The 14,258-nt window shown below is 62.9% G+C and carries 11 protein-coding genes; 7 read left to right on the forward strand and 4 right to left on the reverse strand.

The window, feature by feature from the left end:
* Positions 1-2: 2 nt before the first annotated feature.
* The 4 genes from MNR02_RS18145 (at position 3) to lhgO (ending at position 5,512) form a co-directional block, all read left to right on the forward strand.
* Positions 3-1,586, forward strand: coding sequence for a GMC family oxidoreductase (locus MNR02_RS18145; protein ID WP_241949391.1), 1,584 nt, complete (start codon positions 3-5; stop codon positions 1,584-1,586).
* A 12-nt stretch (positions 1,587-1,598) separates the two neighbouring features.
* Positions 1,599-3,104: an aldehyde dehydrogenase gene (locus tag MNR02_RS18150; RefSeq protein WP_241949392.1), complete on the forward strand. Its 1,506-nt coding sequence runs from the start codon at positions 1,599-1,601 to the stop codon at positions 3,102-3,104.
* A 14-nt stretch (positions 3,105-3,118) separates the two neighbouring features.
* Entirely contained in the window at positions 3,119-4,222 is a 1,104-nt protein-coding gene (locus tag MNR02_RS18155) for a class II histone deacetylase (RefSeq protein ID WP_241949538.1), read from the forward strand.
* A gap of 102 nt (positions 4,223-4,324) precedes the next feature.
* Positions 4,325-5,512, forward strand: coding sequence for an L-2-hydroxyglutarate oxidase (lhgO, locus tag MNR02_RS18160; RefSeq protein WP_241949393.1), 1,188 nt, complete (start codon positions 4,325-4,327; stop codon positions 5,510-5,512).
* Between the two features lie 30 nt (positions 5,513-5,542).
* Here lhgO and MNR02_RS18165 read toward each other — a convergent pair whose 3' ends face one another.
* Positions 5,543-6,775 (reverse strand): acyl-CoA dehydrogenase family protein, encoded by a 1,233-nt coding sequence (locus tag MNR02_RS18165; RefSeq protein ID WP_241949394.1) that lies wholly within the window; start codon positions 6,773-6,775, stop codon positions 5,543-5,545.
* A 564-nt stretch (positions 6,776-7,339) separates the two neighbouring features.
* Here MNR02_RS18165 and MNR02_RS18170 point away from each other — a divergent pair.
* The 3 genes from MNR02_RS18170 to MNR02_RS18180 all read left to right on the forward strand — a co-directional run bounded on the left by MNR02_RS18170 (position 7,340) and on the right by MNR02_RS18180 (position 10,651).
* The gene (locus MNR02_RS18170; protein WP_241949539.1) at positions 7,340-8,302 is read left to right on the forward strand and encodes an amino acid ABC transporter substrate-binding protein; all 963 of its coding nucleotides are present in this window, start codon (positions 7,340-7,342) and stop codon (positions 8,300-8,302) included.
* A 148-nt stretch (positions 8,303-8,450) separates the two neighbouring features.
* A complete protein-coding gene (locus MNR02_RS18175; protein ID WP_241949395.1) occupies positions 8,451-9,596 on the forward strand; it encodes an amino acid ABC transporter permease in 1,146 nt (381 codons plus the stop codon).
* Entirely contained in the window at positions 9,593-10,651 is a 1,059-nt protein-coding gene (locus MNR02_RS18180; RefSeq protein WP_241949396.1) for an amino acid ABC transporter permease, read from the forward strand. Before MNR02_RS18175 ends, MNR02_RS18180 begins: the two co-directional genes overlap by 4 nt.
* A 39-nt stretch (positions 10,652-10,690) precedes the next feature.
* Here the strand turns inward: MNR02_RS18180 and MNR02_RS18185 are convergent, their stop codons facing one another.
* The 3 genes from MNR02_RS18185 to MNR02_RS18195 are packed head-to-tail and all read right to left on the reverse strand — an operon-like array spanning position 10,691 to position 14,250.
* Complete coding sequence (locus MNR02_RS18185; protein WP_241949397.1) at positions 10,691-11,467, reverse strand: ABC transporter ATP-binding protein; 777 nt, start codon at positions 11,465-11,467, stop codon at positions 10,691-10,693.
* Positions 11,468-11,516: 49 nt separating this feature from the next.
* Positions 11,517-12,866 carry an ABC transporter substrate-binding protein gene (locus MNR02_RS18190; protein WP_241949398.1) on the reverse strand — a complete coding sequence of 450 codons (1,350 nt, stop codon included), beginning with the start codon at positions 12,864-12,866 and terminating at the stop codon, positions 11,517-11,519.
* Positions 12,867-12,921: 55 nt separating this feature from the next.
* A complete protein-coding gene (locus MNR02_RS18195; protein ID WP_241949399.1) occupies positions 12,922-14,250 on the reverse strand; it encodes an ABC transporter substrate-binding protein in 1,329 nt (442 codons plus the stop codon).
* Positions 14,251-14,258 lie beyond the last annotated feature (8 nt).

Genomic DNA, 14,258 nt, shown 5'->3' on the forward strand with positions numbered 1-14,258 from the left:
TCATGTACGACACGATCATCATCGGCGCCGGTTCTGCCGGCTGCGTGCTTGCAAACCGGCTGAGCGCCGATCCGAACCGCAAGGTCCTCGTGCTGGAGGCCGGCCGGGCAGCGCCGCTGGCCTCGGATATTCCGTCCGACTGGGTAACCATGTTCAACACGGGGGCCGACTGGGGTTACTACACCGAGCCTCAGGCCGGTTGCCGCGGGCGCCGCATCTTCTGGCCGCGCGGCAAGATGGTGGGCGGTTCAGGCGCACTCAACGCGATGATCTACATCCGGGGACTGCCCTCCGATTACGATGCATGGGAAGCGATGGGATGCAGTGGCTGGGGTTGGAAGGACGTGCTTCCGGTGTTCCTGTCTTCCGAAGTCAACGCCGACATCAAGGACAGTCCCTATCACGGCAACGATGGCCTCCTGCATATCGGCAATGTGCCCTATGTCGACCAATACGAGCGGATGTGGATCGAGGCCGCAGAGGCGGCCGGTTACCCCTACAATCCCGACTACAACGGCGAGACCCAGGAAGGGGTCGGCCTTTTCCAGTTCACCATCAAGAACGGCGAGCGCTGGGGAACCGGCAAGGCCTATCTGCGGCCTGCGCTTGAACGCCCCAATCTCACCGTCGAGACAGGCGTTCTCGTCACGAAGCTCATCGTCGAAAACGGCCGTGTAAAGGGTGTCAGCTATCTCATCGACGGTGTTGCGCACACGGCCTATGCCGAAAGCGAAGTCGTGCTCTCGGCGGGTGCGATCGCATCCTGCCAGCTCCTGATGCTGTCGGGGATTGGGCCGGCGGACGAATTGAAGGCGGTCGGCGTCGATCCCATCCACGACCTTCCCGGCGTTGGCAAGGATTTGCAGGATCACCTCAACATCCCCATCACCTTCTACACCAAGGAACCGCTCGGCATAGGCGCCTGGACCGACGAGGTGATCGCCGACAGCTTCGAGGAATGGCGCGACCACCGTACCGGCATCCGCTCCTCGCCCTGGGTGGCCTCCGGCGGTCATGTGTGCAGCCGTCCTGGCGTCGAACCCGACTTGCAACTCTACGGCGCCATGAGCCCGCACCGCGACTACGCACGCTTCCTGGGCGGCCAGTCCGGTATAACCACGCATTCCACGCTTCAGCGCCCGAACAGCCGGGGTGAGATCAGGCTGCGCTCGGCCAATCCGATCGAATATCCGTCGATCGACCCCAAATATTTCGTGAGCGATCCGGAGGGGCTCGACCTCGCCACCATGGTGGAGGGCGTCAAGATCAACCGCCGCATCATGGAACAGTCGCCGATGCGCGATCTCGTCGATTACGAAGTCAGCCCCAGCGCCGAGTGCAGGACGGACGCCGAAATCGCCAACTACGTCCGCGGCCACATGACAACGCTCTATCACCCGTCTTCATCCTGCCGCATGGGGACAGACGCGATGGCCGTCACCGATCCCGCGACCCTGAAGGTGCACGGTCTCGAAGGCCTGCGCGTCGCAGATGCATCGGTCATCCCGAAGATGGTTTCGGGCAACCTCAATGCGCCGACGATCATGGTCGCCGAGCGTGCCGCCCAGATGATCCTCGCCGGTTAAGGAGACGCATCCATGAACATCGCCCCATCCACAGGCAGCTGGCACGACAGGGCCGCGAAACTCTCTTTCGAAGGAAGGCTCTTCATCGACGGCGACTACCGCGAGGCGGTCTCCGGTGCGAAATTCGAGACGGTCAATCCGGCGGATGACAGCATCATCGCGGCGGTGTCGCGAGGCGACGGCGCCGATATCGACCTCGCCGTCGCTTCCGGGCGCAAGGCCTTCAAGTCGGGCGTCTGGTCGCGCATGGCGCCGCGTGCCCGCATGGCCGTCATGCTGCGGTTCGCCGACCTTGTCGAACAGCACGCGGGCGAATTCGCTGTTCTCGACACCCTTGACATGGGAAAGCCCATCCAGGAGATGCTGGCCGTCGATATCCCGCTGGCATTGACCTGCCTGCGCTTCACGGCCGAATGCATCGACAAGATCGAAGGCAGCGTCGGCGCGACGGCAAGCGACGTGCTGTCCTACGTCATGCGCCAGCCGCTCGGCGTCGTCGGCTGCATCGTTCCATGGAATTATCCGCTGCTGATGACGGTGTGGAAAATTGCCCCCGCCCTTTCGGCCGGCAATTCCGTCGTGCTGAAGCCGGCCGAACAATCCCCGCTCTCGGCGCTGCTGCTTGCGCGGCTCTTCATGGTGGCTGGCGGGCCCGCGGGCGTGTTGAACGTCGTCAACGGCTTCGGCGCAGAGGCCGGCAAGGCGCTGGCCTTGCACGACGGCGTCGACAAGATCGCCTTTACCGGCTCGGCAGAGGTCGGCAAGCTGATGCTGATCTATGCCGGCCAATCCAACATGAAGAAGGTCGCGACAGAGTGCGGGGGCAAATCTCCGCACATCGTCCTGGCGGATGCGGAAAACCTCGAAAAGGCGGCCTGGTGGGCGGCCATGGGGATCTTCGGCAACCAGGGAGAAGTGTGTTGCGCCGGTTCGCGCATCATCGTGGAAAAGTCCGTCGTCCCAGACTTCATCGATGCACTGTCGGCGCAGGCGAAATCCGGCTACGTGCCCGGCGACCCGCTGGACGAGGCCACCACGATGGGCCCGCTCGTTACCCGGGAACAGCAGCAGCGCGTGCTGAACTATATCGACATCGGTCGCCGGGGCGGCGCGGACTGCATCCTCGGCGGCGGCGTGCCCGACGGTCTGGAGCACGGCGCCTATGTCGCGCCCACCATCTTCACCGGCGTCGATAATAGCATGACGATTGCGCGCGAAGAGATCTTCGGACCGGTCGCCAGCATCATTCCGGTGTCCGGTTACGAAGAGGCGGTCGCCATCGCCAATGACAGCCCGTTCGGCCTCGCCGCCGGCATCTGGACGAGCGACCTGGGCAAGGCGCATCGTTTCGCACGCGATGTCGAGGCCGGCATGGTCTATGTGAATAGCTACATGAATGGCGACATGCAATTGCCCTTTGGCGGCTGGAAGGAAAGCGGCAACGGCCGCGACAAATGCATGGGTGCGATCCTCTCCTACACGCAGAGCAAGGGCGTGTGGGTAACGGTCGGCGAATGACGAGGACTGAGATGATGAGGACCGGATGGAATTTTCATGAACTCTACCTCTGGCACGATACCGGCGCGGCCGCGCAGTTCTTTCCGGCCAGCCTGACCGTTGAACCCGGCGAGCATGCGGAAAACGCCGAAACGAAGCGGCGTTTCCGCAATCTCATGGAGGTCTCCGGGCTCACCGAGCAGCTTACGAGCGTCAAGTCGGTTCCGGTAGACGAGGACGACCTCGCGCTGTTCCACACCCGCGACTACATCCGGCGCATCAAGGCGCTCAGCGACGACCGCGGCGGCGATGCGAGTTACCTCACGCCGTTCGGACGCGGCAGCTACGAGATCGCCTGCCTTGCTGCCGGCGGCACGTTTGCCCTGATGGACAAGGTTCTTTCCCGCGAACTCGACAACGGTTACGCGCTGGTGCGCCCGCCGGGTCACCATGCGGAAAGCGACAAGGGCATGGGTTTCTGCGTGTTCGGCAATGTCCCGGTGGCCATTCTGAAGAACCGCAAGAAGCACGGTTTCGAGCGCGTGGCGACAGTGGATTGGGATGTCCACCATGGTAACGGCACCCAGGCCGCATTCTGGACCGATCCCGGCGTGCTGACGATCTCGCTTCACCAGGAGAGGCTCTATCCCCATGACAGCGGCGACCGCGAGGAACGCGGCGCCGGTGCGGGTCTCGGCTACAACCTCAACATTCCGCTTCCGGCCGGCAGTGGGCACGGCGCCTATATCGCGGCCTTCGAACAGGTCGTGCTTCCAGCACTACGGGCCTACAAGCCAGATCTCATCGTCGTCCCCTCGGGTTTCGACGGTTCGGGTGCCGATCCGCTCGGCCGCATGATGCTGCACAGCGATACCTATCGCGAGATGACTCGGATGCTGATGGAAGCGGCCACCGACCTGTGCAGTGGGCGTCTCGTCATGTCGCACGAGGGCGGCTACTCCGCCGCCTATGTGCCTTATTGCGGCCTCGCCGTGCTGGAGCAGCTTTCCGGCATCAAGACCCACATCGACGATCCCTTCCTGCCTGTGTTTCGAAATTACGCGGGACAGGATCTGCGCCCTTGGCAACAGGAGGCGATCTCGGCCGCCGCCGAGCTGGTGGCCGGCATCCGCGCTTAGCAGGCTCGGCCATCGCTGCGGCGTGCAAGGTAGCAAACGCAGTTTCAGCTATGGCGAACGCCATCTTGTGGGCGCATAATCGGCCGAGCAAGGGCGAGGCGGATGATTTACGATTATTGCGTCATTGGCGGCGGTATTGTCGGGTTGGCGACGGCCATGCGACTTCTCGAAGCGCGGCCCGGCAGCAGCCTTGTCCTCATCGAGAAGGAAGACGTGCTAGGCCGGCACCAGACCGGCCATAACAGCGGCGTCATCCATGCGGGCATCTACTATCCGCCGGGCAGCCTCAAGGCCGAACTGTGCCGGAAGGGTGCGGCGGCCACAAAGGCGTTCTGCCAGGAACAAGGCATCCGTTTCGAGGTCTGCGGCAAGCTGCTCGTCGCGACATCCGATCTCGAAGTGGAGCGCATGGAGGCGCTTTACGAACGGTCGAAACAGAACACGATCGAGGTCCAGCGCGTCAGCGAAGGCGAACTGCGGGAACGCGAACCCAACATCAGCGGCCGTGGTGCGCTTTTCGTACCCTCGACAGGCATCGTCAGCTATGCCGAAATCTGCCATGCCATGGGCCGGCGCATCATAGCACTCGGCGGAGACATCCGCCTTTCGACACGCGTTACCGCCATTCGCGAATCCATCGACGCCGTCGATATCGCATCCGCCGGCGAGAACTGGCGGGCAAGGAAGCTGGTCGCCTGCGCGGGCCTGCAATCGGACCGGCTGGCAATCCTTGCGGGCCTGTCGATCGAGCACCGCATCGTCCCCTTTCGCGGGGAATATTTTCGGCTGCCGGCCGACAAGAACGACATCGTGCGCCACCTCATCTATCCGATCCCCGATCCCGCCCTGCCCTTCCTCGGTGTCCACCTGACCCGGATGATCGACGGCAGCGTGACGGTCGGGCCGAATGCCGTGATCGGCTTTGCCCGCGAAGGCTATCCGCGTCTTTCGGTCAACGTCGCCGACATGGCCGACTATGCACTCTTCCCGGGTTTCTGGAAGACGGTGCTCGCCAATCGGAAATCCGCGATGACGGAACTGCGCAACTCCCTCTGGAAGGCAGGCTATCTCGCGGAATGCCGCAAATACTGCCCGAGCCTCGCGCTGAAAGACCTCCTGCCGCACGAAGCCGGCATCCGGGCGCAGGCCGTGCGGAAGGATGGGGCGCTCATCCACGATTTCCTCTTCGCAGAGACCAATCGGATGCTGCATGTCTGCAATGCGCCGTCACCAGCCGCCACATCCGCCATACCGATTGCCGAGATGATCAGGAGCCGGCTGGAGACATAGCCGGCCCCGCAAGATTGCCGTTCACCTTGGTCAGCCTGCACTCGCGCCGATGCGCCACTGGTAGGGCGGCGGCGTGCCGTTGACGGCGAAATCGCCGATGATGCGGTGCTTGTAGATACGCGGATTGTGCGAGGCGAGCGTGCGAGCGTTGCGCCAGTGACGGTCGAGGCCGGCGGGCTTCTTGGTGGCCGAGGCGCCGAGCGCATCGAACAACAGGGTAGACGCCTCGAGGACCAGGTCGGACACGACCGTCTGGGCCTGCGCCGCCTCGAGTTCTGCTATCGCATTGGCTTTCTCCTCGGCAGCCTCGTCGTCCACGAAATGCGCGTCGAAAGCGCGCTGAAGACTTGCCGCGGCCTGGAGCGTAATGGCGGACGCCGCATAGGCTGCGGCACGGATGCGCCCGACGACCTGCAAGACCTGCGGGTCCTCGCTGGACCGCGCCGCGGCGGCGTGGGTATAGGTTCGCCGCCGCTCTGCCACCGCCTTGGCGACATCGGCCGTAATCGCACGGCCGATACCGGCAAGCGTTGTGAGATGAACGAGTTGGTAGAAGGCAGCCGCGTATCTGAAACGTTCCTCGTCGACGACGATATCCTCAGGCTCCACCACGACATCGCGGAAAGTGGTGGTGCCGCTTGCCGTCAGAACCTGACCGAAGCCGTCCCAGTCATCGACGACATCGACACCTTCGGCGTGGCGGCGCACCGCGACCGAAATACCCTCGCCCTCGGCATTCGAAGCTCCGACGTCGATCCAGTCGGCGAAGAGAGAGCCGGTCGTGTAGTACTTCGCACCGTTGAGAACCAGCCTGCCGTCCCTCTCCGCGATATGGGTGGCGAAGCGGTCAAGTGCTGCACCGGCGCCGATCTCGCTCCACGCGTTGCCCGTGATCTCGCCGCCGCCGATGCGCCCGAGCCAGAGTTTACGGCGTTCCGCATCCCGGGTGTTCAGGATGTCCTCTGTGAAGCCGAAATGCCCGCGTAACGCCTGCGTGATGTTGGAATCCGCTGCGGAAAGCTCGATCAGCAGGTTGAAGAACTGCGGCAGGCTGGCGCCCCTGCCGCCCGATTCCACCGGCAGCCGGACGGCGCCGAAACCCGCTTCCTTCAAGTCGCGGATCGCCTCATGCGGCAGGTCGCGTCCAAGGTCCCGCGCGATCGCATTTTCAGCGATCCGCGCAAAAATTGGACGAAACGGCGCGGCGATGGTCTCGTAGTCCTCACCAGGGCCTGCGCCCCAAGCATTCTCGATCTGCGTCATGTCTTCTGCTCGTTGCTATGGCGCCGGCCATGGGCCGGTCACGCTTGGAATTGCAGCGAGGGTAGCCGCGCCAGAAATGGAATACAGAAAATCCATGTCTTTTATGTACTATAAGGTGAAAAGCTGTTCCGTCTTTGGCTGTAAAAGGGGCGCCCCATCGAGGGAAAGGCAGCGGCGTAAACGTAGAGCCGCCTACCTGGGTCGAGCGCCGCTCTGTCCGAAAGGCTCGACAAGTCGCGGATTGAAACGGTTTCGATCCCCTTCGAAACCGGACAACCATTAACAGGTCTCGATACCAAACGATCCCAAGTGCGGCCGCCTTATCTCGGCCTGTCTCACTGGCACAAACTGGTAGCAATTTTCGCTTCCGTACCGAAATTTGGTATGCCTGTTTCTTAAATAAAGTAATTTTATAGATAACATGAAAAATACTTTCACTGCCCGGCATACATCCCTGTGGTGGAAGCTCTTTTTCGAGAATGGGGACATTTCCATATGAGTGCACAGACCACCTTTCGGCGGGCCGTACAGTCCGTCGCCGCCGCCACCTTCCTCGCCACGACCATGCTGTCCGGCCTTGCTCACGCCGGTCCGACGCTCGACAAGATAAACCAGCGCGGCACCATCAAGGTCGGCGTCGGCACGACCCCGGGCTTTTTCACGCCCGACAGCAACGGCAAGTGGCAGGGGTTCTTCATCGATTACGGCCGCGCCCTTTCCATTGCCGTCTTCGGCACGCCCGACAAGGTCGAGTTCACAGCGTCCTCGCCGCAACAGCGTCTTCCGGCCCTGCAGAGCGGCGAATTCGACATTCTTTTGTCCGGCGTGACAGTCACCGCTACCCGCGCCTTCAAGCTCGGCTTCCATTTCGGCCCGACGGTCTTCTATGACGGCCAGGGCATCCTGGTTCGCAAGGACCTCGGCGTAACGAAGGCTGCGGATCTCGACGGAGCGACGATCGGGGCGCAAAGCGGCACGACGGGCGAGCTGAACGTGGCCGACTTCTTCCGCAAGACGGGCAAGACCTTCACACCCGTGACCATCGAGGATACCGGACAGTTCATCGACGCACTGGAATCCGGCCGCGTGGACGCGATCACGCAGGACTCCTCCGATCTCGTCGGCAAGCGCACCCAGCTGAAGAAGCCGGACGATTATGTCCTCCTGCCGGAACGCCTTTCGAAGGAGCCGCTCGCACCGGCTATCGCCGGCGGCGACGATCGCTGGCTGGAACTTGTGAACTGGACCGTGAATGCGACGATACAGGCCGAGGAATGGGGCATCACGTCGGCGAATGTCGATGACTTCCTGAAATCGGAAGATCCGGCAATCCAGCGCTTCCTCGGCGTCGATCCCTCTTTTGCCAACGATATCGGGCTCGACCCGAAATGGGCCTACAACATTATCAAGACCGTCGGGAACTATGGTGAGATCTTCGACCGCAACCTGAAGCCGCTGGGCTGGGAGCGCGGTTACAACAGCCTATGGACCGATGGCGGCCTGCTTTATTCGCCACCCTTCCGCTAAGCCGGCGCCGTGACGATGACGGGCGGCCGTATGGTTGGAATTGCGTAAAGGCGAACACATGGAGCATTTTCGCAATTCCGGGCGAAACGCGCCGGTTGCAGATCGACGCGTTTTCCAAATCGCCTTGTCGGGTCCTCCGCGGCCCAGCATGGCGGAAAAGTTCCGGACATGGTGGGGCGGCTGGCCGTGGGGCCAGCTTGCCCTTCTCGCCGTGTTTGCGGCGCTGGGCGTGCTTTTCATCAGCAATGTTCTGGAGAACATGGCGCGCATCGGCATCCTGCCCGGTTTCGCGTTTCTCTCGAGTTCCGCCAATTTCGAAATCGGGGAAAGCCCGATCGCCTTTCGCGCAGGGGATACCTATCTGCGCGCGCTTCTGGCGGGCCTTCTCAATACATTGAAGGTGTCCCTGCTCGGCTGCCTTCTCGCAACGATCCTCGGTGTCGCGGTGGGTGTGGCGGGGCTGTCGCGCAATTTGCTGCTCTCCCGCTTCGTGCGATGGTTCATCGAGATCACCCGCAACACGCCGCTTCTGCTGCAGCTTTTCTTCTGGATGGCGCTGGCCAAGGCGTTGCCGGCACCGCGCCAGGCATCTGGCCTTTTCGACGCGGTTTTCCTCACCAACAGAGGTGTCTACATACCCTCGCTCTCCTTCGTGGGTGGTCCCTTCGGGATTGCCGCGGCTCTCGGCACAGCAGCGGTAGGAACTCTTTTCCTCATCATCGTCCTGCGGGCCATCGGCAAACTGACGCGCCGTTCCGGCATGGTTGTAGCCGGGCTCTCGGTTGCGGCACCCTTCGCTTATCTCCTTCTGGCCGGTGCGCAGCCGGCGTTGGACCTGCCAGCGTTGTCAGGCTTTAACATCAGAGGCGGCCTCAACCTCTCCCCGGAATTCGCCGCACTGCTGACCGGCCTCGTGGTGAAGTTCGCGGCGCTGATCGCGGAGATTGTCCGCGCGGGCATACAATCGGTCGGCAAGGGTCAGTGGGAGGCAGCGCGGGCGCTGGGGCTGCATGACGGTCAGATTATTCGCCTCGTCGTGATGCCGCAGGCACTGCGCGTGATAACGCCGCTGACGACGTCGAGCTATCTGGACCTCACCAAGGATTCGAGTCTGGCCGTCGCCATCGGCTTTCCCGACCTGGTCAGCATCGTCAACACGACGGCCAACACGACCGGCCAGTCCATGGAGGCGCTGATCATTCTCATCGGCGCATTCCTCACCATCAATCTCGCGCTGTCGGCCCTGATGAACATCTACAACAACCGTGTCGCGCTCAAGGGAAGCAGACGATGACCACACGCCTTTCCCGCGCGCTGCCTGGCCTGCGCGCCGGCCTCTTCGGAACGCGTGCCAATACACTCGTCACGCTGGCGACGCTCCTTTTGCTGTGGCAGATCGTTCCGCCGCTTCTGCGCTGGTCGGTGCTCGACGCTACCTTCGCCGGCGAAGCGAACGCCTGCACGCGTGCGGGCGCCTGCTGGGCCTTTGTTACGGCGAAGCTGCGCTTCATCGTCTTCGCCTTCTATCCGCCGGACCTGCAATGGCGACCGCTTCTGGTGATTCTTCTCCTATGCGCGATTCTTTCGGCAAGCGCCCTGCCGCGCTTCTGGGGGCGCTCGCTCATCCTTGCCTGGCCGCTGACGATCCTTGCCTGCTGGCTGCTCATGCAAGGTGCCTTCACGGCAACACCCATCCCCTCCAATCAGTGGGGCGGTCTGCCGGTGACGCTGTTCGTCTGGGCGTTGTGCTTTGCCGCCGCCACGCCCATTGCCGTCCTTCTGGCGCTGGCCCGCCGCTCGACCCTCGGAGGGCTGCGCACCTTTGCCGTCCTCTATATCGAACTCATGCGCGGCACGCCGATGGTCGCCATTCTCTATGTCGCCATGCTGATCCTGCCGATGGCGTTGCCGGACGGGCTTTCCATCGACAAGATGCTGCGTGCGATCATCATGGTGACGCTGTTCTGGGCCGCCTATATTGCCGAGGTCATCCGCGCCGGCCTTCAGGCCGTGCCGAACGGACAGACGGAAGCAGCAACGGCGCTCGGGCTCGGATACTGGCGTATCCAGGGCCTCGTCATCCTGCCGCAGGCCTTTCGTATCGTTATCCCAGGCATCGTGAACCTCGCCATCGGCTTCCTGCTGGCGACCTCGTTGCTCGCCGTCATCGGGATATTCGACCTCCTGAATGCCGCCCGTGCCTCCGCTGCCGATCCGCAATGGCTGGGCTTCTACAACGAGGCATATATCGTCGTGGCCGTCATCTACTTCGTGATCTGCTTCGGCGCCTCGCGCTATAGCCAATGGCTCGAGCGCCGGCTGGGAAATAGCGGGGCAGCGCCCGTATAGGCGCACCCCGCCGCACACAAATCAGTGAACGTTTGGAACTCAGGCACCGGACCCAAGATAGATGTGATGAAGGTCATCGCGCCGCGCGAGATCCTCCGCCTTTCCTTCCAGCGCCACCCGGCCACTTTCAAGAAAGTAGGCGCGGGATGCGTGGGCGAGGGAAAGGGCGGCATTTTGCTCGGCGAGCAGGAAGGCCACCCCCTTCTCGCGATAGAGCCGGACGATGATCCTGAAGATCTCCTCGACGATGGTCGGCGCGAGCCCCATGGACGGCTCGTCCAGCAAAACAAGGTGCGGCTGCGTGAGGAGCGCGCGGCCGATCGCGAGCATCTGCTGCTCGCCACCGGAGGTGAGCCCGGCGAGAGTTCGTCTCTTGTCCTTCAGGCGCGGGAACCACGCATAGATGTCGTCGAGCTGGCGCACGAGTTCGCCCCGCGCCGGCTTGTGAAGGAACGCGCCGGACAGCAGGTTTTCCTCGACTGTCAGATGCGAAAACACCCGCCGCCCCTCAAGCACATGCACGATGCCGCGTTTCGCCAGCCGGTTTGCCGCCGTCCCCAAAATGTCCTGGCCGTCAAAGCGCACATGCCCTTGCCGCACGGTCGCCCTGTCGGCAGCTGCAAGCCCCGATATCGCCTTGAGCACCGTGCTCTTGCCGGCACCATTGGCGCCGAGCAGCGCGACGATCTCGCCCTGGCCGACGGTCAGCGAAACATCCGCGACCGCCAGGATTGCGCCGCCATAGACGACCTCTATGCCCGACACGTCCAGAAGACGACGGTCGGCAGCGACAGGCAGTTCAGGCTGAAGGGTCATTTTTCTCTCCTTATAAGGCCGGGGCGGCGACCGCCCCGGTCCTGATGGATCAATTGGTGCCGACCTCGCGCGGCGTGATGCCGTGCTCCTTGGCATAGGCGGCGGACTTGGCGTCGATCAGCGGGCGCAATGCCTCGCGGTCGGCCTGAACCCAGTCGCTGACAAGGTTCCAGTTCTCGCCGGTCCACTGCTGGACACGCACGGCACCGCCACCCTCGTGGTCGGCAGGCGTCAGCTGGAGGTTCTGGACGAGACCGAGGAAACCGGCCTTATCGAGTGCTGCGTCGTCAAGCTTGAGGTGCTCCAACGCCCACTGGCCTTCTTCACCGGTGATTGGCCGGTTGCCGAATTTCGCCTGCGCCTGACGAACGATTTCGACCGATATCAGCGCATCAACGAGCCCGGAATTGTAGTACACGCTGCCGAAAGCCTTGGTATCGCGCAGGTCCGACTTGCCGGTATCGATGATGTGCTGCTTGAGGCGTTTGTGGATTTCGAAATCGGCGCCGGCTGGATAGGGCGTCAGCGCGAGATAGCCCTTTGCGGCGTCGCCGGCCGGAATGACGTCCTCTTCCGAGGATGCCCAGACATCGCCGATGATGCGGTCGGCCGGGAAGCCGAAGCGCTGCGCCGTCTTAATGGCGACCGGCGTGGAAACGCCCCAGGTGCGCAGGAAAACCCAGTCCGGCTTCTGCTCACGAACCTGGCGCCAGTGCGAAGACTGCTCGCTGCCCGGATCCGGCACCGGAATCTGAATGTTCTCGAAACCGTACTTCTCGGCAAGCAGCGCCAGCGGATCGAGCGTTTCTCGGCCATAGGCGCTGTCATGGTAGACGGTGGCGATCTTCTTGCCCTTGAGCTTGTCAAAGCCGCCTTCCTTCTCGGCGATGTAGTTCACGACGGCCGAGGCCTCGCTGTAGAACGTCACCATAACGGGGAAGATATAGGGAAAGACGCGCCCATCGGTCGCTTCGGTGCGGCCATAGGCCAGCGTCACCAGCGGAATCTTGTCCTGCGCCGCACGGTCGGACAACGCATAGGCGGCCGGTGCGCCGTTGGGGAAATAGGCAGAGACCGGCGCGCCGTTCAGGCCGCGCTTGAAGCGTTCGTAGCATTCGATGCCCTTTTCGGCCGTCCATTCCGTCTCGCATTCCTGCCAGACGATCGGCACGCCGTTGATGCCGCCCTCCACTTCATTGATGTAGCGATAATAGTCGATGCGCCCCGCCCATATCGATGCGCCGGAGGCCGCATAGGGACCGACGCGATAGCTGGCGATCGGGAAGAACTGCTTGTCGCTGTCCGGTCCCGGCGTCGTGTCGATTGCCTGTGCGGACCCCGCGAGCACCAGCACGGAAGCGGCTGCGACGATCGCGCCGCGCAAGAAAGTCTTGAACATACCCATCTCCTGTTGGGGGGTCGAGACGTGGCACCCGCCACGCCCCGCCATGGAATCAATTGGTTTCGGTTTCCGGCGTGCGCGGCGTGATGCCGTTTTCCTTGGCGTAGGCCGCAGCGCCCTCCTTGATCAGCGGATTGAGGAGTTCGTGGTCAGCCTTGATCCAGTCGGTCTGGAGAACCCACTTCTCGCCGTCCCAGCTCTGGATGCGGGCCGCGCCGCCGCCCTCGTGATCGGTGGGCGTGATCCTGATCTGCTGGAGAAGCCCCTTGAAGCCGATTTCCTCAAGGCGCTTGTCATCGATGGTCAGATGTTCGAAGGCCCAGCGGCCCTCCTCGCCGTTCAGCGGGCGCGCGCCGAAATGCTTGTAACCGGTGCGCAGTGCCTCCACGGCGAGCGCCGCATTGACGAGGCCGATATTGTAGTTGACGGCACCAAACAGCTTCTGGTCCCGCAGGTCGGACTTGCCCTTGTCGAGGATTTCGGCCTTGAGACGCTTGTGGATCTCGAAATCCGTTCCGCCCGGATAGGGCGCGAGCGCGGAATAGCCGATGGCCGCCGTGCCCGCGGGAATGACATCGGATTCGGAGCCGGCCCAGACATCGCCGATGATATGATCGGCCGGGAAGCCGAAGCGCTGTGCCGTCTTCAGCGCAACGACCGTCGAGACGCCCCAGGTACGCAGGAAAAGCCAGTCCGGCTTCTGCTCGCGGATCTGGCGCCACTGCGGCGACTGCTCGTTGCCCGGATCGGCAACGGGAATCTGGATGTTCTCGAAGCCGTACTTCCTGCCAAGCGCGTCAACGGCCGGCTGGCTGGCGCGACCATAGGCGCTGTCATGATAGACGGTCGCGATTTTCAGGCCCTTGAGCTTGTCGAAGCCGCCGACCTTCTCGGCGATATAATTGATCCCCGTCGAGGCCTGGCTGTAATAGCTGAAAAGCAGAGGGAAGGCGTAGGGGAAGACCGTGCCGTCGACCGTCTCCGTCTTGCCGCCGGCCGGATCGATCAGCGGAATCTTGTCGGCCGCCGCCTTTTCGAGCAGCGCATAGGTCGCCGGCGTGCCGTGCGTGAAAAAAAAGGCGAGCGGCGAACCGTCCTTGCCGGCCTTCACGCGCTCATAGACCTCGACGGTACGGTCCGGGCTCCACTCTGTCTCGAATTCCTCGTAATTGAGCTTCACGCCCTCGACGCCGCCTTCAACCTCGTTGATGTAGCGGAAATAATCCCGCTCCCCGCCCCACCAGAGTTCGCCCGAAGAGGCATAGGCGCCGACGCGATAGGTCGGCAGCGGGATGTACTGGCTTACTTCCTCGGCGCAGGCCGGGGCGAAGCTGGAGAGAAGCGTGCCGGCTAGGAAAGCGGCGACAAGCAGACGTTTCATGGTTCAAC

Source organism: Shinella sp. H4-D48, from assembly GCF_022637395.1.
GTDB lineage: Bacteria > Pseudomonadota > Alphaproteobacteria > Rhizobiales > Rhizobiaceae > Shinella > Shinella sedimenti.

Excerpts from the sequence above, each read along its gene's own strand:
- MNR02_RS18145 (WP_241949391.1), top strand. The coding sequence starts at position 3 with ATGTACGACACGATCATCATCGGCGCCGGTTCTGCCGGCTGCGTGCTT.
- MNR02_RS18150 (WP_241949392.1), top strand. The coding sequence starts at position 1,599 with ATGAACATCGCCCCATCCACAGGCAGCTGGCACGACAGGGCCGCGAAA.
- MNR02_RS18175 (WP_241949395.1), top strand. The coding sequence starts at position 8,451 with ATGGCGGAAAAGTTCCGGACATGGTGGGGCGGCTGGCCGTGGGGCCAG.
- MNR02_RS18190 (WP_241949398.1), bottom strand. The coding sequence starts at position 12,866 with ATGTTCAAGACTTTCTTGCGCGGCGCGATCGTCGCAGCCGCTTCCGTG.
- MNR02_RS18155 (WP_241949538.1), top strand. The coding sequence starts at position 3,119 with ATGAGGACCGGATGGAATTTTCATGAACTCTACCTCTGGCACGATACC.
- MNR02_RS18170 (WP_241949539.1), top strand. The coding sequence starts at position 7,340 with ATGCTGTCCGGCCTTGCTCACGCCGGTCCGACGCTCGACAAGATAAAC.
- lhgO (WP_241949393.1), top strand. The coding sequence starts at position 4,325 with ATGATTTACGATTATTGCGTCATTGGCGGCGGTATTGTCGGGTTGGCG.
- MNR02_RS18165 (WP_241949394.1), bottom strand. The coding sequence starts at position 6,775 with ATGACGCAGATCGAGAATGCTTGGGGCGCAGGCCCTGGTGAGGACTAC.
- MNR02_RS18180 (WP_241949396.1), top strand. The coding sequence starts at position 9,593 with ATGACCACACGCCTTTCCCGCGCGCTGCCTGGCCTGCGCGCCGGCCTC.
- MNR02_RS18195 (WP_241949399.1), bottom strand. The coding sequence starts at position 14,250 with ATGAAACGTCTGCTTGTCGCCGCTTTCCTAGCCGGCACGCTTCTCTCC.
- MNR02_RS18185 (WP_241949397.1), bottom strand. The coding sequence starts at position 11,467 with ATGACCCTTCAGCCTGAACTGCCTGTCGCTGCCGACCGTCGTCTTCTG.